General features: G+C 39.9%; 15 protein-coding genes. 9 read left to right on the forward strand and 6 right to left on the reverse strand.

The window, feature by feature from the left end; all coding sequences use genetic code 11:
• Positions 1 to 73 precede the first annotated feature (73 nt).
• Both BBI00_RS04040 and BBI00_RS04045 read right to left on the reverse strand, forming a co-directional pair.
• Positions 74 to 706, reverse strand: coding sequence for a peroxiredoxin (locus BBI00_RS04040; RefSeq protein ID WP_047098363.1), 633 nt, complete (start codon positions 704 to 706; stop codon positions 74 to 76).
• 273 nt (positions 707 to 979) lie between these two features.
• Positions 980 to 2,173 (reverse strand): pyridoxal phosphate-dependent aminotransferase, encoded by a 1,194-nt coding sequence (locus tag BBI00_RS04045; protein WP_065397564.1) that lies wholly within the window; start codon positions 2,171 to 2,173, stop codon positions 980 to 982.
• A gap of 281 nt (positions 2,174 to 2,454) precedes the next feature.
• Here BBI00_RS04045 and rsmG point away from each other — a divergent pair, with 281 nt between their 5' ends.
• The 5 genes from rsmG (at position 2,455) to BBI00_RS04070 (ending at position 9,307) form a co-directional block, all read left to right on the forward strand.
• Positions 2,455 to 3,090, forward strand: coding sequence for a 16S rRNA (guanine(527)-N(7))-methyltransferase RsmG (gene rsmG / locus BBI00_RS04050; RefSeq protein WP_065397565.1), 636 nt, complete (start codon positions 2,455 to 2,457; stop codon positions 3,088 to 3,090).
• 62 nt (positions 3,091 to 3,152) lie between these two features.
• On the forward strand, positions 3,153 to 3,557 hold the full coding sequence (locus BBI00_RS04055; RefSeq protein ID WP_065397566.1) for a hypothetical protein: 405 nt from the start codon (positions 3,153 to 3,155) through the stop codon (positions 3,555 to 3,557).
• Positions 3,557 to 4,093 (forward strand): DUF922 domain-containing protein, encoded by a 537-nt coding sequence (locus BBI00_RS04060; protein ID WP_065397567.1) that lies wholly within the window; start codon positions 3,557 to 3,559, stop codon positions 4,091 to 4,093. The genes BBI00_RS04055 and BBI00_RS04060 overlap by 1 nt, the downstream gene beginning before the upstream one ends.
• Entirely contained in the window at positions 4,090 to 6,777 is a 2,688-nt protein-coding gene (locus tag BBI00_RS04065; RefSeq protein WP_065397568.1) for a PD-(D/E)XK nuclease family protein, read from the forward strand. Before BBI00_RS04060 ends, BBI00_RS04065 begins: the two co-directional genes overlap by 4 nt.
• Before the next feature lie 163 nt (positions 6,778 to 6,940).
• Positions 6,941 to 9,307: a patatin-like phospholipase family protein gene (locus tag BBI00_RS04070; RefSeq protein WP_065397569.1), complete on the forward strand. Its 2,367-nt coding sequence runs from the start codon at positions 6,941 to 6,943 to the stop codon at positions 9,305 to 9,307.
• 190 nt (positions 9,308 to 9,497) lie between these two features.
• On the opposite strand, the gene BBI00_RS04075 is transcribed toward BBI00_RS04070, so the two are convergent.
• The 4 genes from BBI00_RS04075 to BBI00_RS04090 form a co-directional block, all read right to left on the reverse strand.
• Positions 9,498 to 11,453, reverse strand: a complete 1,956-nt coding sequence (locus tag BBI00_RS04075; protein ID WP_065397570.1) for a T9SS type A sorting domain-containing protein — start codon at positions 11,451 to 11,453, stop codon at positions 9,498 to 9,500.
• 160 nt (positions 11,454 to 11,613) lie between these two features.
• Positions 11,614 to 12,792, reverse strand: coding sequence for an acyl-CoA dehydrogenase family protein (locus BBI00_RS04080; RefSeq protein ID WP_065397571.1), 1,179 nt, complete (start codon positions 12,790 to 12,792; stop codon positions 11,614 to 11,616).
• 128 nt (positions 12,793 to 12,920) lie between these two features.
• On the reverse strand, positions 12,921 to 13,709 hold the full coding sequence (locus BBI00_RS04085) for an NUDIX hydrolase (RefSeq protein WP_065397572.1): 789 nt from the start codon (positions 13,707 to 13,709) through the stop codon (positions 12,921 to 12,923).
• Positions 13,710 to 13,732: 23 nt separating this feature from the next.
• The gene (locus BBI00_RS04090) at positions 13,733 to 14,920 is read right to left on the reverse strand and encodes an MFS transporter (RefSeq protein ID WP_083988419.1); all 1,188 of its coding nucleotides are present in this window, start codon (positions 14,918 to 14,920) and stop codon (positions 13,733 to 13,735) included.
• Between the two features lie 177 nt (positions 14,921 to 15,097).
• Here BBI00_RS04090 and BBI00_RS04095 point away from each other — a divergent pair, with 177 nt between their 5' ends.
• The 4 genes from BBI00_RS04095 to bglX are packed head-to-tail and all read left to right on the forward strand — an operon-like array spanning position 15,098 to position 23,237.
• The gene (locus BBI00_RS04095) at positions 15,098 to 18,016 is read left to right on the forward strand and encodes a SusC/RagA family TonB-linked outer membrane protein (protein ID WP_065397574.1); all 2,919 of its coding nucleotides are present in this window, start codon (positions 15,098 to 15,100) and stop codon (positions 18,014 to 18,016) included.
• 12 nt (positions 18,017 to 18,028) lie between these two features.
• Complete coding sequence (locus BBI00_RS04100) at positions 18,029 to 19,579, forward strand: RagB/SusD family nutrient uptake outer membrane protein (protein WP_065397575.1); 1,551 nt, start codon at positions 18,029 to 18,031, stop codon at positions 19,577 to 19,579.
• Positions 19,580 to 19,581: 2 nt separating this feature from the next.
• Positions 19,582 to 21,018: a glycoside hydrolase family 30 protein gene (locus BBI00_RS04105; RefSeq protein ID WP_065397576.1), complete on the forward strand. Its 1,437-nt coding sequence runs from the start codon at positions 19,582 to 19,584 to the stop codon at positions 21,016 to 21,018.
• Positions 21,015 to 23,237: a beta-glucosidase BglX gene (gene bglX, locus BBI00_RS04110; RefSeq protein WP_065397577.1), complete on the forward strand. Its 2,223-nt coding sequence runs from the start codon at positions 21,015 to 21,017 to the stop codon at positions 23,235 to 23,237. Before BBI00_RS04105 ends, bglX begins: the two co-directional genes overlap by 4 nt.
• Positions 23,238 to 23,280 lie beyond the last annotated feature (43 nt).

Here is a 23,280-nt window from a genome sequence, read left to right on the forward strand (position 1 = left end):
TAGAAAATGAGATAAGCTTACAGCATCATGAAATTCATTTCAGTTTATCTCATTTTCATATTTTTAGAATATATTAGTTCTTAGCTAGGTATTCTGCAGTAGAAGTTCTGTCAGCTTTCATAGCGTCTTTTCCTTCTTCCCAGTTTGCAGGGCATACTTCACCGTGTTTCTGAACGTGTGTGTAAGCGTCGATTAATCTTAAGAATTCTTTTACGTTTCTTCCAAGAGGCATATCGTTTACCGCTTCGTGGAAAATTTTTCCTGTTTCGTCGATAAGGTAAGTTGCTCTGTACGTTACGTTAGAACCTGTGAAAACTTCTTCTCCTTCTTCATTGTATTCGAAATCCTGATCTACGATTCCTAATGTGTTAGCCAGTTGTCTGTGTGTATCAGCCAAAAGCGGGTAAGTTACTCCTTCAATACCTCCGTTATCTTTTGGTGTGTTCAGCCATGCGAAGTGTACTTCATTGGTATCACAAGATGCACCGATTACTTTAGTGTTTCTTTTTTCGAACTCACCTAAAGCCTCCTGGAAAGCGTGAAGCTCAGTAGGGCATACAAAAGTGAAATCTTTAGGGTACCAGAATAAAAGAACTTTTTGTTGGTTGTTTACTGCTTCGTCAAGGATGTTGATTCTTAGATCGTCACCCATTTCAGACATTGCATCAATTGTTAAGTTTGGGAATTTTTTTCCTACTAAAGACATAATTTTCTGTTTTTATATTTAAATTTCTTATGCAAATATAGAAAAGATTTATCTATCGAACAAATGAATTTTGATAAATAAAATCTATAATTGTTTTTGATAGCGGTTACATGAAAAAGCCCTGAAACCAGGGCTTTTGCTTATTTCAACATCAGAATATTTTCTGCTGAATTGGGTTTTTACTCCATTCAGTTTCTTCATATTTGTCTCATTTACTTTGACTTGAAGAATTTGTTTTTTAATCTTTAAGACTGTTTGCGTACCGTATGATCCTTAACTGTATTTTTCAAGGGTTTCTTTGATTCTTTTCATAGCCTCTCTAAGATCTTCTTCAGAAGCGGCATAGGAAAACCTGATACATTCAGGGCTTCCGAAAGAATAACCGCCCACGCATCCCACATGGGCATTTTCAAGAAGGAACATGGCAAAGTCATCTGAATTTTTGATTTCAGTTCCGTTCAATGTTTTACCGATATAGTGAGAAATATCCGGGAAGAAGTAGAAGGCGGCTTTTGGAAGTAATACCTTGAACCCTGGAATTTCTTTGATCAGCTCATATACCAGGTCTCTTCTCTTTTTAAAGGCGTCGATCATGTATCTGTATTCGGACGGATCTGTTTTTAATGCTGTGATGGATGCTCTCTGAGCCATAGTGTTGGCTCCGCTGGTCATCTGCCCCTGAACTTTCTCACAAGCTTTAGCCAGCCATTCAGGACATGCGGAGTACCCGATTCTCCAGCCTGTCATAGCAAAGGCTTTTGACATTCCGTTGATTACTGCGGTCTGCTCATATACCTCCGGGAACTGGGCAATAGAAGTAGTCTTTGTTTCATAATTGATGAATTCATAGATCTCATCCGAAATAACCGTTACATTCGGATATTTCGCTATTACTTTGGCAATAGACTTCAATTCATCATAAGTGTAATATCCTCCGGATGGGTTACATGGAGAGCTGAAAAGGATGGCTTTGGTTTTGTCAGTGATCGCTTCTTCCACCTGTTCTGCCGTTACTTTAAAATCCGTTACATAGGAAGTGGGAAGCATCACAGAATTTCCGCCCATCATTTTCACCATTTCATCATAGCTTACCCAGTAAGGTGCAGGAAGCAATACTTCGTCCCCGTCATTGATGATCGCTGCCAATACATTTAAAATAGCCTGTTTTGCCCCGTTGGAAACACAGATCTGAGTAGGCTTGTATTCTAAATTGTTATCTCTTTTTAATTTATAGGCAATCGCCTCACGCAATTCCAGAAATCCGGGAACAGGAGAGTAGTGGCTGTAGTTTTGGTTGATGGCATCGAAAGCGGCCTGTTTGATATTATCCGGAACATCAAAATCCGGTTCACCAAGAGTTAAGCTGATCACGTCTATTCCGCTGGCTTTCATTTCCCTGGCTTTGTTTGACATTACAAAAGTCTGTGAGTATCCTAATCTTTTTACTCTATCTGAAAGTTTATCCATGTATTTTTTGAATTTTAACAAATATATAATAAAAACGTTTTGTGGGGGTAATAAAGTAGGGGGACTTTTTGAAGATTTTTATCAGGTTTCTGACGATTCGACATATCGGAAATACTGTCATCTGCTTAATTTCAGGCTATAGTTTAAAATGATATTATCCAAAAACAATTCGGGAGAAAAGTACTGATTAGCACGTAATCGTTCATGTTTTTTGATATACCTCTCCTGAAAATTTGAATAAAGCCAATAAAAACTTATTTTTGCAGACTATAATAATTCACATGTCTACATCGTTACTATTAAAATACTTTCCGGATCTTACAGAAACACAGTTGAAACAGTTTGCACAACTGGAGACTTTGTATAATGAATGGAATGAAAAGATCAACGTAATTTCCAGAAAAGATATGGAATCGCTGTATGAAAAGCATATCCTGCATTCTCTTGGAATTGCAAAAGTGATGGAATTTGCTCCGGGGACCAAAGTCCTGGATATCGGAACCGGTGGCGGTTTTCCGGGAATTCCTCTGGCTATTCTTTTTCCTGAAACAGAATTTACCTTAATTGATTCTATCGGTAAGAAGATCAGTGTGGTAAACGCGGTAGCAGAAGGGGTAGGCCTTACCAATGTAACGGCTATTCACGGAAGAGCGGAAAAACTGAAAGAAAAATTCCACTTTGTAGTCAGCAGAGCTGTAACCCAGATGCCGGAGTTTTTAAGATGGCTGAAAGGAAAATTTGAAAAAGAACAGTTTAATCCCAAGCATAACGGAATTTTATATTTAAAAGGCGGAGACCTTGCAGAAGAACTTGCCGGACTTAAATGTGAGATATTCAACCTTAAACACTATTTTGATGAAGAGTTTTTTGATACTAAAAAAGTAGTTTATGTATCAAAAGGTAATTTCAATTCCTGATTTCATAAGATTGGGGAATAATTTTTGCTGAATATTTATTAATAATCACAAAATTGAAGGTTATGAAAAAGTTTTTAAATCTTGGATTTTCGATATTGGCAGCAGGCTTTTTTCTGGTCTCCTGTAATGACGATGATTATGAAACCATTGAATCTGTTGATAAGATCAAAATAGACAGTGTAAAGATCGTAAGCGATACTATGGATGTTTTTGCAATACAAAGCATAAAAACCTATTCTACCTATCCGTCTCAATGCGAAGGATTTTATGGCTATGATTATATTTATAACAATAATCTCGAAAGAACGGTTACTGCCTATAAATACAGAACCAACGGGCCTTGTACCCAGGGAAATTATGTAGGAGCCAACCAGATCAATTTCAGTCCTCAGAAGAAAGGAACCTATACCTTTAAATTCTGGAACGGCGGAAACAGCTGGATCACCAAAACAATTGTGGTGGAATAATGAAGATGACTTTTATATTTTGTTTGTTTTCTGTTCAGATGGCATTCAGCCAGAAAATCATGTGGCAGGAAGAACAAAAGCTGGTGTGGGATAATTTTAAAAGTCCTGTCAACAGAAAGAATAATCCGGATGTTGCAGCCTATACCAATTGTGGCTGGGAATTCTCCGTTGTGAAATCCAGCAATCCGAAATCACCCGTTACCATTAAGATCCAGGCCATATTCAATGAAGATAAATCCTGGAAAGATGTAAAAAAGATCAATGATTATATTTTACTGCATGAGCAGAAGCATTTTGATATTGCTGAGCTGTTTGTAAGGAAGTTCAGAAAGGCTGTTGCCGAAAAAATCAGTACTTCAGGAGATTATAATAAATATTTTAAAACCATTTACAACGGAATATCTATCGATTATAAAAACTTCCAGATTTCTTATGACAGAGACACCCGTCATGGGATGGACAAAGAAAAGCAGGCTGAGTATAATGCTGCTATTTCTCAAGAATTAGACAATTTAAAAAGCTATCAATCCCTTTGAAATTCCTCAATAAGATCATCCACGAGCTCCTGGCGCAGGATACAGACCTTTCTGCGTTCAATATTGTGCTTCCCGGGAAACGTCCGATTGTGTTTATCAGACAGATCCTGGAAGAAAACAATTATTCGGGATTTCTGCCCAATTTCTTTACCATAGAGGAACTGATTAATAAAATTGCAGATAAACAGCCTATCCAGGGGATTCCACTATGGCTTTTCTCATTTGATGTGTACAGGAGTCTGAACCTTATTCCAAGAGATGATTTTTCGGATTTCCTGAAGTGGTTTCCAACCCTGCAGAAAGACTGGGATGATATTCTGAAATTTTCAGACAGTGACCAGGCAGTTCTGCAGTACATGTTTGATGAGGAAAGGATCAAGGAATGGGCTCAGAACCTTGGTGAAGATGATGATGTCCCAAGAAAGAAGTTCCTTAATTTCTGGCAGAATATGAACGTTTTCCTTCCGGAACTCAAAAGCCGGTTACAGGAAAAGAACTGGGCTACCTCCGGAATGATCCATGAAACAGCTAAAGCCAGCATCGGTGATTTTGCCCAAAATACTACCGAGCAGTTTGTTTTCTGTGGTTTCAATGCCTTTACGCCGGTTGAGGAAAAGCTTGTAAGAAGTCTTTTGCAGTGGAATAAAGCGCAGTGTTTCTTTCAGGCAGACCGTTATTATTTTGATGATGAAAGACAGGAAGCCGGGAAATTCCTCAGAAATCATAAAATGTGGAAAGAGTTCGACGATAACAGAGCTTTCCAGTGGATTGAAGATGACTTTAACCAACCTAAGAATATCAAAGTATATGAAGTTTCCGGAAATGTAACCCAAACTAAGGTACTGCCGGAAATATTCAAAGAGATCAACAATAAAACCTATTCCAATACTGCTGTGGTGCTGCTGGATGAAAATCTTCTTCCTGCAAGCCTTGATGTAATGCACGGGGTGGAAAACCTGAATATTACAATGGGGTTTCCGTTGAAAAACCTGTCTTTCTCCAACGCTGTGAAAAGACTCTTTTATCTGCAGAAACAGCTCGAAAAAAATAAATCATCTTACTATTACAGGGATATTTTTCCTATTCTGGAAGAACTTCCCAAGTCGGTGGAGGATGAGCAGATCATCAATGATTTCAGGGCGAAAGTAGAAGAACGGAATATTGTCTATATTTCAAGAAAGCTTCTACAGGAACTTTTGAACGGACTTTCTTATGCAAACCTGCTTGAAAAGGCCGTAAGTACCAATGCTTACCTGGATATGCTGATCTCATTCTGCCAGCAGGTAAAATGGCTGGATATAGACGATATTCAGTACGAGAATGTCTCTCATTTTGAGAATGCTTTCAGGATCATCAAAAACCAGCTGACGCCGTACAATATCGAGATCAGAATGGAAACGCTGGAGATTCTGATCAATCAGCATATCAATTCCGAGAGTATAGACTTTCAGGGGGAACCTTTAAGAGGATTGCAGATCATGGGGCTGCTGGAAACCCGTCTTCTGAATTTTGAGAACGTGATCATGCTTTCTGTAAACGAAGGGAAACTGCCATTGGGAAATTCCCAGAATACCTACATTCCGTTTGATATCCGACGCTTTTTTGACCTTCATACTTTCCTGGAAAATGACAGTATTTATGCCTATCACTTTTACAGGCTGATCCAGGATGCCCGGAATGTGCATTTGCTCTATAATGCATTAAGCTCAGGGGTCAATACCGGTGAGAAAAGCCGTTTTATTACCCAGATTGAAATGGAGAGTTCCCATCAGATCGAACACCTGATCATCGAGAATTCTTCCGAGCCTATTGCAACCCAACCTATTGAAATTCCAAAGACGCACATTGTACAGGAGCGACTTCTGAAATGGAAAGAAAAAGTATCCGCTTCACACCTTACAAGTTATCTTTATAATCCGATAGATTTCTATTTGTCAAAGATTCTGAACACTTCGGAAACGGATGAGATCGAAGAGGAATTGTCTGTGAAGAATTACGGAAACCTTGTCCATTATTCACTTCAAGAAGTATATGAAGTTCTGAAAGGTAAGGTATTAAAAGAAAGTGATTTAAATAATTCAATTAAAGCGATAGATCAATATATAAACATCGCTATCGAGAAGCTTAAACATCAGCCTGAGTTCTACGAAAAGGGGATGAATTACATCCATAAAGCGATTGCTAAAAAGGTGATCGAAAACGTTCTCAACCATGACCTTGAACTGATAAAGCAAGGGAATAAGCTGGAGATTATTGACATTGAAAGAAGGTTTGAAAATGTGGAATTCTACCTTGACGGAAATGATAAAATTTCCTTCTTCGGATTTATAGACAGAATTGATAAACTGAACGGAACTTTAAGAATCATTGATTATAAAACGGCAAAGATCAAAAACCTTAACGTAAAAATTGATGAAGAAAACGTTGACCGGTATTTCCACAACAGTGAAAGAAAACAGGCGCTGCAGCTTTGTATTTACCACTATGTAGTACAGCACCTTCCTGAGTTCTGGGGATTTCCGATAGAAACCGGGATCTGGAGTTTTGCCGATGCCAGGAAAGGTATGGTTTCCCTGCAGTTTGATAAGGGAGATATTGATGATGCCATGAAATCTGTAAAAAGTCTTATCCTTGAAATTCTGAATCCGGATATCAATTTTGTGGAGACGGTAAAAGCATATTAAGAATATTTAATATTCATAATTATACGCTTTCGATTAATAATCAATGTTTTATTTTCTGTTTATTTCTTAAAGCAAAACGGTAAATCGATCAGTACGTTTTTTATGTATCTTTACTCTTTACTAACATTTTTAAAGTTTACAAGGAATAAACTTAGGAGTACTCATGAAAAAAATCCTGATATTTTTAGCTGTTGTTGTCTCTCTTATTATCAAATCTCAGCAAAAGAATGATTCTCTGAATCTTGCTCTTCAGAATGTAACCAAAGACACCAGGTTCGGTCTGGCGCTCAGTGGCGGCGGAGCCAAAGGTTTTGCCCATATCGGTATTCTGAAAATGATCGATTCTCTGGGGATTAAGGTAGATTATATTACCGGAACCAGTATGGGAGGGATTCTGGGAGGCCTTTACGCTATGGGCTATAATGCTGACCAGCTGAAGCATACGATCTATAAAGTAGACTGGAACAGGATTCTGAGCAATAAGATCCCTTACAACAAAGTGAATATCAGTGAAAAAGACGAATATGATAAATATATTCTTGAATTTCCTGTGGTCAAAGGAATTCCAACCCTTCCCAGTTCCTATATTGAAGGGCAGTATATGGGCGAAGTATTGAATACCCTTACTTTTAATGCCAAGCATATCAATGATTTCAGCAAACTGAGAATTCCTGTAGAACTCACGTCTTCAGATATTGAAAACGGAGGGCTGATCATGCAGAAACAGGGATCCCTACCTCTGGCTATCCGTTCAACACTGGCCATTCCTGCAGCTTTTGCTCCCGTTTATATCGATGGGAAATTACTTGTAGACGGAGGGCTCGACAGAAATTATCCGGCCAATGAAGTCCGGGAAATGGGAGCTGATTTTGTGATCGGAGGGTATACAGGGTTCAGGCTTTTTACCAAAAAAGAAATTGAAAACCCGATGAAGATGATCTATCAGACCCATGCCATCCGTTCAGTGGAAGATTTCAAGCACCAGAAAGAATTGTCGAACATCCTGGTAGATTTTGTGGATCCATTAGGGGATATTACCACCAAAGACTTTGCCCGTTACAGGAAGATCATTAAAATCGGCGAGATAGAAGCCAGAAAGCACCTCCCTGAATTTGTAGCTCTGGCAGAGACACAGCGCAGGTTAGGCATTCAATATGAGCACAATATGATTGAAGAAGTGAAACTCCCTACAACAAAATTCACTTTCAACGAAGAAGACGGGACGCCCATGGCAGATAAAGCTGAAATTGAAGTGATTAAGAAACAGATGGGACTTGCGGAAGGGAAGTACTATGATGTAAAAACCGTCAACGAAGCAATAGACAGGGTTTTTGGAATGAGACAGTACGTCAAAGTGTATTATACCTATACCAATACCGGGGATGCGCTTACCATGAATATTTTTGTGAAAAGAGCTAAGAAAGGGGCCTTTAAGCTTGCCCTGCATTATGATACTGAACAGTCTGTCGGGATTATTGTCAACTATACCTACAGGAATATCATTCTGAACAGGTCCAGATTTTTGGCAACGGTTGACATTTCAGAGCGTTTTAAAGCAAGACTGGCCTATCAGCAGTTCTTAGACAGCGGAGAGCGTTTATGGCTGGATCTGGAGGCTAAAATGATCCATCTTAAGAGTAATGATCTTAACTTTAGGCTGTACGATGTAGGAAATGAGAGCAGCAGTGATAATTTTCCTAACCATATGTACCGTAATATAACCGGTAAAATTGCCCTGAATTATAATATAAGCCCGAATGCTGTGATTTCCCTGGGTACGGAATTCAGTACAGAAAGAATGTACAGTTTGCTGGATAAGGTAGATCAGGCCAAAATAGACAACTACAGTAAAAAGCTTTACAATCACAGCAATTTTAATACGTTCCTGAAATTCGAACAGAATAATCTTAATAAAAGATATTTCTTCACAAAAGGAAACCATCTGCAGGTAAGCACAAGATTCTATTATGGTGACCGGTATGACCTGTATGATCTGAATACGGTACAGCCATTGCTTTATCCCATATTAAATCCTGAAGAACCTTATTATTATCAGCCTAAGAATCTGGTTGCTTTTACGTTAAATGAAAACTTTGCCTATCCTGTCACAAGAAGGCTTGCTGCCAAAGTTAATTTGTTTCTTGGAACAAGCTTCGGCTCTAAGAAAGAAGAAAGGGTTCCTTATCTTTTTCTGAACCAGAAATACAACCTGGGGGGAAGCGAATATAATTATGACCTGCTAAGCCCGGAATTCAACGGTCTCAGACAGAAAGAACTGCCTATGACCTCTGTAGCGAAAGCAGGGATATCATTTCAGTACAGAATCATGAAAAGACTGTATCTTACCCCTTCATTCAGCTATGGTAAAGTAAGTGAAGAATATTCTCCGTTTGATAACAGTTTTGATATGTTCGGCTACGGAGTCAATCTGGGATATGAATCTCTTTTAGGGCCAATAAGTCTTAATATTTCAAGAAACAATCAGCTTGATTTCTCACGGATCTATTTCAGTATCGGCTTTAAATTCTAAGCATGATTCAAAGAAACGTTTTAAATTAAAAGTTTACATAAATAATTTTGTTGGTTTATAATCAGTATGTTGTATTTATAAAATGATGGTGGATTTTTCGTTTGGTATTAAATGAAAAAGCACTCCATTGCTGAAGTGCCAAAAATTAACTTGAAATGATATTATAGAAAATGAAATAGTGTTCTGTCTTTTATAATTTTACTTTTTTATGAATAATTTTTCCGTTGGTAAGGGTCAGCTGTACCACATATACGCCGGATTCAAGGCTGGATGATTCAAATACAGGCTTATTGATTTCCTGCTGAACAACCAGTGCACCTGAAATGCTGTAAATGCTGATATTTCTGATATCACTATTTGCTTTCACCTTAATCTGTCTGTTTTGCGTGAAGATATCTGTATTACTTTCTGTTATCTGATCTGATATTGCTTTCCTGAATTGGAGATTATAGAATGGGGTTGCCACTTCAAAAGTATAGTTTTTACCCTCCAGATCCTGCAGACTGATGCCTCCGGTTTCTCTGTACTGCTCATTGGAAACCGTTTTAACCAGATTTTTATTTTCGTCGAAAATATAGACTGCAGTAAGCTCTTCCTGATCAGTTTTTAACTTTAAAACCGCATTGTTCTCGGATTGTACGATTTCGTTTTCTGCAATCTCTTTGGGGGTAGCTTTGATGTAAGGAATTATTTTATTTTCATTGTTTTCCGATACTTTCAAAAGATAGACTCCGTCTTTCAAAGACGATAAACTTCGTTCACCGGCTGATCTTTTTTCTGTTTTTTCTTTATTAAAATCAGTGATTTCAAGCAGCTGCATATTTCCAAGATCCGGTTTGATCTGGGAAGAAGATAGAGTGGGTTCTTCAGTCGGAGTTGTTGCAACCTGCTTTCCAAAGATAGAACCTGCTATAGCCCACTGATTGAGCAGTCCGCCGCTTCTCAGGGTATTAAACTTGGCATTGGAAGCCAGGGTAAACGGTACAATGCCGCCTACATGGCCTATAGGTCCCCAGTAAAAAGAATCCAGCTTATATTTGTTCAGGTCCCACCACGGATAGTATCCCCGCTGAACGTCAATCGTTTTAGAAGTATTTTCAGGTGGAATGGCCAGGTCTACTGTAGAATGCCCAAGCGTCATAGGAGTTTTATTGTACCAGTCGTAGACATCTTTAGGCTTCAGGCATTGTCTGAATTTATGGTTGGGATTATTGGTGACATCATTCACAAAATTAGTGGTGAATAGCTTTCTCCAGATCACAGGCCCCCAAAGCAGGCCTCCGTTGTCCTGTACTACATGATAGTTGTATCGATCCAGATACTCGGCAGAAATAACTTCTGAAATATCATTAGTATAGGCTTGATATCCTGTATTATTGCAGCTGTGAAGAACATTGGCCAGAAATGAGCTGAACGGATAGATATCCTTTTCTAATACCCCTTTCTTTAAAGTTGTTTCCGACATATCATAAGGGCCGTCACCCATGTAGGCATATCTGAATTTTATATTGTCCGGGTTGGAAATACTTAATCTTTTGAGTGTAGACATGGCAGCGTGTGCCCCCTGCGAATAGCCGGCCAGAAAGTATTCATCATAACGCTTTACATTCAGTTGTGCCAAAGCTTTATTGGCAGCTGTAATGAAATCAATAGTGGCTCCGGCTTCTGTTGCGTAGTCTACATAAGGGTGAGTTCCTTCACCAGTACCCATCCCTACATAGTCAGGGGCCATTAAAATATAACCGTTCAGCACGTAAGAAAGCTCCACAACAAATCCTGCAGTAAGGGCTCCTTTGAAATTGGAAGGAACATTATGCCTGCTGTCGGTAGTTCCGTGATCAGAGACAACGGTAGACAGCTTGAATCCTACATTGGGATACATCAGAAGTCCGGTAGCTTTTACAAGAACATTGTTTTCATTTTTGGTGTAGTACGTTATTTTATAGCCTTTCAACCCAACATTGAAACTATTGAGGTAACTTACAAAATCCGGTGCGTTCTGCTCACCCAGATTATTGGCAATGAAATTGACAACTCCCTGCGGGGTCAAATCCAGTTTCTGTTCAGCGCTTACCAGATCCCCTGCCTGTTGGGCAAAATAGAAGGGAGCAGTAAGTCCTATTAAAAAAGTTGTGATTTTCTTCATGTAGTGAATTTTTATTAACGTCAAGGTAATAACTTTATTAAATTCACAAAAATATTATGACATTAATAATTATTCATTGAATATCAATTCTCCGGAAAGTGAGTAAAATAAAAGAGTCTGATCCGAAGACCAGACTCTTGATGCTGTATTTTTCTTTTTCTTAGAAAGCGTTGATACCTGTAATGTCTAAACCGGTGATCAGTAAGTGAACGTCGTGAGTTCCTTCATACGTAATCACAGACTCCAGGTTGGCAGCGTGTCTCATCATCGGGAATTCACCCATGATTCCCATACCTCCAAGAATCTGTCTTGATTCTCTTGCGATGTCAATAGCCATTTTTACGTTGTTACGCTTAGCCATTGAGATTTGTGCAGGAGTTGCTTTATGATCATTCTTAAGGTTTCCTAACTGAAGGCATAATAACTGAGCTTTGGTGATCTCCGTTAAGAACTCAGCTAATTTTTTCTGTTGAAGCTGGTAAGAACCAATAGGTTTTCCAAACTGTTTTCTTTCTTTAGAATACTGAACAGCTGTACAGTAACAGTCGATAGCCGCACCGATTACTCCCCATGAAATTCCATATCTTGCAGAATTCAGACAGGAAAGAGGTCCTTTCAGTCCAGTAACCCCCGGAAGAAGGTTTTCTTTAGGTACCTTTACGTCATTGAATACCAGTTCCCCGGTTTTGGAAGCTCTTAAGCTCCATTTATTGTGTGTTTCCGGAGTTGTGAAGCCTTCCATTCCTCTTTCAACGATCAATCCCTGTACTTTTCCCTCCTCATTCTTTGCCCATACTACGGCAATATCGCAAAGAGGAGAGTTGGTGATCCACATTTTAGCACCGTTCAAAAGATAATGATCACCCATATCTTTAAAATAGGTTTCCATAGAGCCCGGATCAGAACCGTGGTTAGGCTCAGTCAATCCAAAAGATCCTATCATTTCTCCTGCAGCAAGCTTAGGAAGATATTTCTTTTTCTGTTCTTCAGATCCAAATTCATTAATCGGGAACATGACCAGAGAGCTCTGTACTGAAGCAGCAGAACGTACTGCAGAATCTCCTCTTTCCAACTCCTGCATGATAAGACCGTAAGAAATCTGGTCTAATCCTGAACCACCATATTCAACAGGAATATAAGGTCCTAAAGCCCCGATTTTCCCTAATTCTCTCATAAGGCCAGGAAGATCTGTATGATTTTGAGCTGCCTGATCAATCTGCGGCATTACAAAACTTTCCACCCAGTCTCTTACAGATTGGCGGATCAGTTTGTGTTCTTCAGTAAGTAAAGCATCAATTCCATAATAATCAGGGATGCTTGTAAGAGGATAATATGACATGATTTTTTGATTTTGTTAAAAATAACATTTTTCGTGGTGTCTGGAAAATTTTTTTGAAAACTTATCTTTACGCTGGTTTTCAAAGAGATAATGCATGATTTTCCTGTTTAATGGAGAAAATCTGTATTTTAAACCTCCTCATCATTGGAGATCGGGTACTGGTTGACAGCGTTGTGAACCTTGGTTTTGAATTTATACAGGTAGGGCGCTTTGTTGGCAGAGCCGTCGTAAAGCTTCTCCAGCCTGTCGAGAATATTTAAGCTTAAGATTTTTCTCTGGAAATTGTTTCTTCTGAATTTCTGCCCTAAAATGGTTTCGTAAAGAGCCTGAAGGTCTTTCATCGTAAACTTTTCCGGAAGCAGATTACTGGCTGCCACTTCCGTATTGATGTTCATCCGCAGATATTCCAGGCCGGTTTCTATGATCCTGTCGTGGTCAAAAGCCATTTTAGGCAGTTTATTCACTTCAAACCATTCACAGCTTTCGTTGAAAGCATCAGGAAAAGTATCCGCTATTGAAAAATCAATAAGGCTGCAGTAGCCTACCGTGATGAATCTCTGAAAAATCCAGTGATCTTCCGGAACTTCTATTCCTTTGTTTTTCAGAAGAATCTGATGTACATTGTTCTCGGTACGGTCTATTCTTCCGAAGGTATGAAACTGTTTTAAGAATAAATCTTTAAGATGCGTTCTTTCATACAAAACCCTTGCTGCAGCTTCACGAAGGTCTTCATCATTGAAAACAAAACCACCGGGAAGTGACCACAGGTCCAGATCATGATACTTGAGAAGCAGTACTTTCAGAATATTATTATGAAAGCCGAATATGGTGCAGTCTACCGAAATATGGGCTACGAAATCTTTGGTGTCAATAAGTTCCCGAAGTGTTTCTTTGCTTTTTGTGTCTTTGATTTTCATGGCAGTAAAAATAAAACTATTTTCTAAATTTTCCTTTTTGCGAGATTAAAATACACTAAACTAATCACAAAAAGAAGAATAATACAGGATAAAATATACAGCGGATAAAAGTTGAGCATCTGTTTTCCGAACAGTACAGCCATGATAATGGAGCTTACAGAACTGCCCAGGGAGGAGAAAATGACGATAAGGGAGGTGAAAAGATTGACTTTTTCTTTATCAACCTGTGCAATCATCTTTGAGTTGATAACAGGGTAGAGCGGCGAGAGGAATAAGCCTATCACCGGAAATAAAAAAAGAATAAGCCTTGAATCTTCAGAGTCGAAATACTGTATACCTACAATGGTTATCAGCAAAAGGGTAATGAAAATCATACAGGTAATATAATATCCAGGAAGTGAGAATCTTCTGATGATATTGGCCGTTACTGTTCTTCCTGCATAGGAAAACAGCGACAGGAAAGAAGTGGCCTGAAGCGCAAAAAAAGAATTTACCTTCAGATGGTTTTTATAGAAAGAAGGCAGCCATGAATTGAATCCCTGTTCCACAAAGACAATACAGAAGATCACTGCCAGAAATAATGCCACCGCCGGAGTGGTAAATCCTGAAAGCTCTGAGAAGATATTTTTATTTTCCAAAGGCTGGGCCTCTGAAATAGGGGCTTTTGAAAGAAGGAAAATGGTGATGGCAGACAAAACGGCGATCAGTAAAAAACCAAACTTCCAGAATTCGGAATACGGGCTGGAGATCAGCCACCCAAAGCCGGTATTCACCACAAAAATTCCGATCATAAAAGAAGCTTCCACGCTGTTCATGGTCTTCGCCAGTGATTTTTCATCCGAAATATTATTCCTGATAATCCCAAAAACACAGATCTTTCCGATGGCAAAACAGGCCCCGATAATGGCAAACCACAGTTTGTAAAACCAGAAGACTTCAACAAACGGTAGAAGGCAGGAACAGACTCCAACAATGGCCAGAGCCAGGATCAAAGCTTTTTTAGCTCCGGTTTTATTGATGAAACTTACGGCAAAAAGAGAAATAAAAGCAATAGGAAGATCTTTGAATGATTCCAGAAAGCCAAGTTCTCCGTAGGTGATATTAGCATCTGCAAGCTGCAGAATGATAAGTCCCATACAGTTTAAGACCATGGAAAAAATAAGAAAGGTCAATTTGAGCGGAAGAGAAATTTTTGAAAGCCTGACAGTCATTTTTGGGGATTAACTTGATTGAATATTTATAGGTTTTTATGAATTATTAATGCGAAGATATAGCTTTTAACCCTCAGAAATAAAAGAAAATTTAAAATATTTATGAATGGAATGTTAATTAATTGAAAAAAAATATATTTTTATTGTCTCAATTTGAGAATTAAACAATAACTGTATATGAATGTAAGAATATCAAGAAGCTTAGGAGCGGTTGCCGTCCTCTATTTTACGGCCAGCTTCAGTGCCCAGACCCAGAAGAAGGACACGCTTTCCAGGGAAAATAAAATAGACGAAATCGTAGTAATCGGTTATGGTACCCAGAAAAAAAGTAATGTAACCGGAGCTATTGCCAGTATTAAGGCCAGTGATATAGAAAATATTCCGGCCGGTAAACCCGAACAGGTATTACAGGGAAGAGCTGCAGGGGTTTCTGTAGTCACCAATTCCGGACAGCCTGGTGCGGCTGCCACGGTAAGGGTACGGGGGATTACCAGCTTCGGGGCGGGAAGTAACAGCCCTTTATGGGTGGTAGATGGTATCGTAGTGGATAACATCGGATGGCTGAATCAGTCTGATATAGAAAGTATTGAAGTACTGAAAGACGGTGCATCCTCTGCCATCTATGGAGTTTCTGCAGCCAAAGGGGTGATCCTGGTAACAACAAAAAAAGGTAAAAAAGGAAAACTTACCCTTTCCTATAACGGATTCTATGGTTTTTCCAATGCTGCCAAAAAACTGGATCTTCTGGATGCCAGTCAATATGCCAGAATTATTAATGAAGGTTTTGTGAATGACGGAGGCGCACCAAGATTTGCCAATCCCGATTCCTTCGGAAAAGGAACCAACTGGCAGGATACTATTTTCGGAACGGGAGAAAAAACTTCTCATGAGGTAAGCATCACCGGAGGAAATGATAAGTCAAGTTATTATACCTCATTCGGATATTTTGATCAGTCGGGGATTGTCATGAGCGATATTTCTTATTACAAAAGAATAAACGGCAGATTCAACTCCAGTCATAAGGTAACGGATTACCTGACATTAGGGCAGACTTTTGCTTATACCCATACAAAATCCCAGGGAGTAAGTGCCAATGAAGAATTCGGGGGACCGCTGGCCTCTGCTGTCAATCTGGATCCTATTACCCCGGAAGTGGTAACCAACTGGTCACAGGTAGATCCGAGCGGCTATACAAATCCCTATATTATCCGTGATCCCAATGGCAACCCTTATGGAATTTCAAGGTATGTAAATAATGAAATGACGAATCCACGGGCTTTCCGTTCTATCCAGCAAGGGAATTACAGCTGGTCAGATGATTTTGTAGGAAACATATTTGCAGAGCTTAAGTTCCTTGATCATTTCACTTTCAAAACCAGTCTGAATGGGAAGAAGTCATATTGGGGAAGCCGCACCTTTACTCCAAAATATTATTTAAGTCCCAACTACAGCAATACAAATTTCAACAGCCTGAATAAGGTAGATGAAAATAAATTTGAGTGGAGTATGGAGAATACTTTAACCTATCAGAACAAAATCGGCGATCACAATTTTAATATTCTGGTAGGTCAGGGAGTATACCGTTATAACGTATCAGGAGGAACAAGCTTAACGTATAGTAATCTGCCTATAGAAAACTGGCAGGACGCTTCCTTTAACTTTGATATTTCTCAGGATAATATTACAGCAAAAGGATGGGACGGAATCCAGACCCGTAAAGCCTCTTACTTTGGAAGGATTATTTACGATTACGCAGATAAATATTTATTTACAGGAACAATCCGTAGGGATGGTTCTTCAAAATTTGCAACCAATCAGCATTGGGGAACTTTCCCGTCTATGTCTTTGGGATGGAATGTACACAAGGAGAATTTCTGGCCGGAAAATAAAGTAGTCAACAGTATGAAGCTGAGAGGAGGTTACGGAGTGCTGGGAAATGATGAGATGGAAAACTTCAGATTTGCCAATTTTATGGTTTCAGGTAGCAATTACACCAATTCAGGAAATAATATCATCATCGGATATGCACCAAGTACGCTTGCCAATCCACACCTGAAATGGGAGCAGACCAGCCAGCTGAATATTGCAGCAGATTTTAAATTGTTCAACAACTTCACGCTTACGGCAGACTGGTATAAGAAGAAAACAACCGATATCCTGAGACAAATCAATATTCCGGGGTATGTGGGAGTTCCTAATTTACCATGGTCAAACGTAGGAGATATGCAGAATTCAGGACTTGAACTTGAGCTGGGATACAAAAAGAACTGGGAAGATTTCACCTTATCGGTGAATGCCAACTTTGCCACGATCAAAAACAAAGTACTGCGCTTAGAGGATGATATTGATTATTTCAACCTTGCTTCCTTCCAGACGATGGGGCCTGTATCAAGAGTGCAGGTAGGGCAGCCTTACGGATCATTCTATGGGCAGACCTATAGCGGTGTTTTCCAGAACCAGGCACAAGTTGACAGCTATGTGAATTCTAACGGGGAAAAATTATTACCGGATGCAAGACCTGGAGATTTCATCTGGCAGGACAACAACGGGGACGGTAAAATTGATGAAAATGATAAAGTGAACCTGGGAAGTTCTATCCCAAAATATACATTCGGACTTACGGTTAATTTAACGTACAAAGATTTTGATTTTATGATGTTTGCACAGGGGCAGGCTGGTAACAAAATATTCCAGGGGCTGAGAAGATTAGACCTTCCCGATGCCAATTATCAGACAAGAATCCTGGATCGCTGGACAGGAGAGGGCTCTACCAACGATAATCCAAGGGTGACCCGAAATGACCCTAACCATAATTATTCATGGATGTCAAACTATTACCTTCAGAAAGGAGATTATGTGCGCCTGAAAATCGTTCAGGTGGGCTATACCCTTCCTAAGGACGTTACCAGCCGCTTTGGAATGAATAAAGTAAGACTGTATATCACCGGAGAGAATCTTCTGACATTCACAAAATATACGGGATATGACCCGGAAATTGCAGGAAGAAACAATTCTGAGCAGGACATCATTGGAGTTGACAGAGCTTACTATCCACAGGCCAGAACTTTCATGCTTGGAGCCAATATTCAATTTTAATACGTAAATAACATGAAAAATAAGAGATTTATATATAAAGGACTTGCTGTAACATTGCTGGCAGGGTTAAGTTTAGGCAACATTGCCTGTAGTGGTTCCTATCTGGATGAAGTAGAAAATTCAGGAGCTTTTAAAACGGAAGAGTATTTTCAGAATGAAACGCAATCATTTAGTGCATTGGTTTCCGTCTATGATGTTTTAAGGAAATATTCGGGAGGTTTCGAGAATACGGTGACTTTCTTTAATGCAGGATCTGATGATTTTTATTCAGGAGGCGGAAATTCCAATGACGGAGCAGGTATTCAGGGAATCAATAATTATGCGATCAACCCTAATACAATGCCTGCAAGCTATTGGAGAGATTATTATCAGGGGATTGCCCGTGCTACTCTTGTGATTGAAAGAGTTCCGGGAGCTTCTATGAATGAAAATATTAAAAAAAGATACATTGCTGAAGCAAAAGTGCTGCGTTCGCTGTACTATTTCGAACTTGTAAGAATGTTTGGAAATATTCCGCTGATCCTCAAAACAATAAAATATGATGACGACTACTGGAATATACCTCAGGCAAAACCAAGTGAGATCTACACCCAGATAGAAAATGATATTGTTGCTGCAATACCGGATCTGATGATGACGGCAAGCGGTAATGACAGGGGAAGAATTACCCAGGGAACAGCCAAAGCGATATTGGGGAAAATCTATCTTTATGATAAAAAAATGCCCGAAGCAGCAGCCCAGTTGGCTGAAGTGAACGGTGCACCCGGTGGAACCAGCCAGTTCGGGTACAAACTTGTTGCGAACTACGCCGATTTGTTCAAGGTAGGGCCGGAAACGTCAGATCCTTATAAATTTTCTACAGAATCTATCCTTGAAGTAATGCATACCAATAAAGGAAATTCTGACTGGGGATTCTGGGGACAGGGGAAAGATGAAGGAAACTCTATCAATGCAATGGTAGGACCCCGTTCTTATTCCCGGACAGATATTCCGGGTAATGATGCTCCGGATATCTATTCAGCCTGGGCATTCAATACGGTAACCGAGAACTTTGTTACTTTCATGGGAGCCGATCCCAGATTGGATGTAACGGTTTTTAATGCGAAAAAACTCGTAAGTGAAGGGAAAATCACGTACAGCCCGGCATTTGCAGATACCGGATATTTCCTGAAAAAGTATTTACCCACCAATGACCTCAGAAGTTCACTTCCCGGAGCTACAGAGCTGAATTTCAGACAGAATTATATTGCAATAAGACTGGCAGATACCTATCTGATGGAAGCTGAAGCATTAGGAGGCGCAGGAGCAAGAGCACAGGCACTTTTGGATGCAGTACGGGCCAGAGTAGGCCTGCCGTCAGTTCCTGTTTCCCTTCAGGCCATTAAAGATGAAAGAAGGAGAGAGCTGGCGGGTGAAGGACACCGTTGGTTTGACCTCGTAAGATGGGGAGATGCACCTGCTAAACTGGCATTCAAAGGATTTAAAGCCGGTAAAAATGAAATTTTGCCGATTCCGTTTAATGAGCTGCCCAATACGATCATGCATCAAAATCCGGGATATTAAATATGGAGTTTCACAACTTATATAGTTTCTTTAAAGGTACTGCACTGCTATGCGGTGTGGTACTTTTTCCTTTATCATGCAGCTCTGTTGCTCAAAGTAGAGGAAATGAAGTTCAGTATTGGCTTACCAAAGGAGATGAAAGCGTAAAATTACAGCCTCAGAAACCGGTCAGATTTGTAGCTGCTTCCAACAACTTTCAGAATATTGAAATTGATGCTTCTCAAAAGTTTCAATATATTGACGGTTTCGGATATACACTGACGGGCGGAAGTGTTGAGGTAATCAACCGTTTATCACCTTCCAGGAGAAATGCTTTACTTCATGAACTGTTCGGGACAGGCCGGAACTCTGTTTCCATCAGCTATTTAAGACTGAGTATTGGTGCTTCAGATCTTGATGGCGAGGTCTTTTCATATGACGATCTGCCTGAAGGTCAGACTGATCCTTCTCTTTCAAAGTTTAGTCTGGAAAAGGATAAGTTCCTGATTGCTATGGTAAAAGAAATTTTAAAAATAAATCCAAACATTAAAATTATAGCAGCACCATGGTCTCCGCCGGTCTGGATGAAAGATAATGGAAAATCAAAAGGAGGAAGCTTAAAGCCGGAATTCTATGCAGCCTATGCCAGTTACTTTGTAAAATACATTCAGGAAATGAAAAAAGAAGGCATTACCATTGATGCGGTCACCCCTCAGAACGAACCATTACATCCCGGAAATAACCCAAGCTTGTATATGCCGTCAGAAAAACAGGGGGAATTTATCAAAAATCATTTGGGGCCGGCTTTTAAAGCCAGTCATATCAAAACAAAAATTGTGGTCTACGATCATAACTGCAACAAACCGGAATATGCTGTTGACATTCTGAAAGACCCTGAAGCCTATCCATATATAGACGGTTCAGCTTTTCATCTGTATGAAGGTGATATCTCAGCATTAAGCACCGTTCACAATGCTTTTCCTGATAAAAATCTCTATTTTACAGAGCAATGGACAGGCTCAAAAGGAACTTTCGGGGAGGATCTGAACTGGCATGTTAAGAATGTCATTATCGGATCCATGAGAAACTGGAGCAAAACTGCTTTGGAATGGAATCTGGCCAATGATCCTCAGTACGGTCCTCATACCGACGGAGGCTGTACCGAATGCAAAGGAGCCATTACCGTTTCTGATCGTGAGCATTTCACCAGAAATGTCTCTTATTACATCATTGCCCATGCATCCAAATTTGTTCCGGCAGGTTCTCAAAGAATCGCTTCAACACAGACGGAACATCTGTCATCGGCTGCATTTATGACTCAATCTGGGAAAATAATCTTAATTGTTCAGAATGATCATCAGGCGGATGAGAATTTTAATATTAAATTTGCCGGTAAAACGGCTGCAGTAGCAATTCCCGGACGTTCGGCAGCTACTTATATTTTTAATCGGACATTATGAAAAGAGTGTACTTCTTATTGGCATTTTCAGCTTTGGGAATGAATGTCTACGGACAGAAAACAGTAGATCAGAAAGTAGCAGAACTGCTTTCTAAAATGACCCTTGAAGAAAAAGTAGGGCAAATGGTTCAGTACAGCGGATTTGAATATGCCACAGGACCCCAGCACTCCAATTCGGCAGCGGTTTTGGAAGAGATTAAAAAAGGAAAGGTAGGCTCTATGCTGAATGTAGCCGGATCTGAAGAAACCAGGGCCTTTCAGAAACTGGCCATGCAGTCCAGACTGAAAATCCCTTTGCTGTTCGGGCAGGATGTGATTCATGGGTATCGTACTACTTTTCCTGTTAATCTTGGCCAGGCAGCAAGTTGGGATCTGGGACTGATAGAAAAATCGGAAAGAATTGCTGCTACCGAAGCATCCGCTTATGGAATTCACTGGACTTTTGCTCCTATGGTAGATATTGCCAGAGATCCGAGATGGGGTAGAGTGATGGAAGGTTCCGGGGAAGATACATATTTGGGAACAAAAATAGGTTTGGCCAGGATTAAAGGATTCCAGGGAGCAGGTCTGGGGAGTCTTGATGCGGTCATGGCATGTGCAAAGCATTTTGCAGCGTATGGTGCGGCTGTGGGCGGAAGAGATTACAACTCGGTAGATATGAGCCTCAGACAGCTGAATGAAACCTATCTTCCTCCTTTCAAAGCGGCTGCAGAAGCAGGCGTGGCTACTTTTATGAATTCTTTTAATGATATTAATGGAATTCCGGCAACGGCCAACTCATATATTCAGAGAGATCTGCTGAAGGGAAAATGGAATTATAAAGGTTTTGTCGTTTCAGACTGGGGCAGCATCGGGGAAATGATCCCTCACGGATACGCCAGAGATTCTGCTGAAGCTGCTGAAAAAGCTGTTTTTGGGGGCAGTGATATGGATATGGAAAGCCGTGTCTATATGGCTGAACTTCCAAAACTGGTGAAAGAAGGAAAAGTTGATGCCAGATTGGTAGATGATGCGGCGGGAAGAATTCTGACCAAGAAGTTTGAAATGGGGCTCTTCGACGATCCTTACAGATTCAGTAATGAAAAAAGACAAAAAGATCAGACCAATAATCAGGAGAACAGAAAATTCGGAAGAGAATTTGGCTCTAAAAGTATTGTTCTTCTTAAAAATCAGGGAAATATTCTTCCGCTTTCAAAGACAGTGAAAACCGTTGCTCTGATAGGGCCTTTCGGGAAAGAAACTGTGGCTAACCACGGGTTCTGGTCTGTGGCTTTCAAAGATGATAACCAAAGAATTGTTTCACAGTTTGACGGAATTAAAGCGCAGCTTGACAAAAACTCAACGTTACTCTATGCAAAGGGCTGTAACGTAGATGATCAGGATAAAACCATGTTTGCAGAAGCTGTGGAAACTGCAAAAAAAGCTGATATTGTCATTATGACATTAGGCGAAGGCCATGCCATGAGTGGTGAGGCGAAAAGCAGAAGCAATATCGGTTTTTCGGGAGTACAGGAAGATCTTTTAAAAGAAATTGCAAAAACAGGAAAACCGGTTGTTTTAATGATCAATGCGGGAAGACCTCTGATCTTCAACTGGGCTGCCGATAATATTCCTGCTATTATGTATACATGGTGGCTGGGAACGGAGGCCGGAAATTCTATTGCTGATGTTCTTTTCGGAACGGTGAATCCCGGAGGAAAACTTCCGATGAGCTTCCCGAGAACCGAAGGGCAGATCCCGATCTATTATAATCATTACAACACTGGAAGACCGGCCAAAAACAATACGGACAGAAATTATGTTTCCGCTTATATCGATCTTAATAATGATCCGGAATTCCCCTTCGGTTACGGCTTAAGCTACACGGATTTTAAATATTCCGATATGGTATTAAGTTCTGTGAATCTTACAGGAAATCAGACTCTGAACATCAGTGTTACCGTTTCCAATACCGGAAAGTATGATGGGGAAGAGGTGGTTCAGCTTTACATCAGGGATCTTTTCGGAAAAGTAGTAAGACCTGTAAAGGAATTGAAAGGCTTCCGGAAAGTATTCATTAAGAAAGGAGAAAGTAAAAAAGTTGACTTTACACTGACCCCGGAAGATCTGAAATTCTTCGATGATCATCTGAACTTTGACTGGGAGAGTGGAGCATTCGATATTATGATCGGAACCGATTCGCAAAATGTACAGGCCAAAAGAATCAACTGGACAAAATAATTCAATAGGAACGGGCTTTAATCCATATAATAGAAGAGTCGGA

The organism is Chryseobacterium arthrosphaerae, assembly GCF_001684965.1.
GTDB classification, from domain to species: Bacteria; Bacteroidota; Bacteroidia; order Flavobacteriales; family Weeksellaceae; genus Chryseobacterium; species Chryseobacterium arthrosphaerae.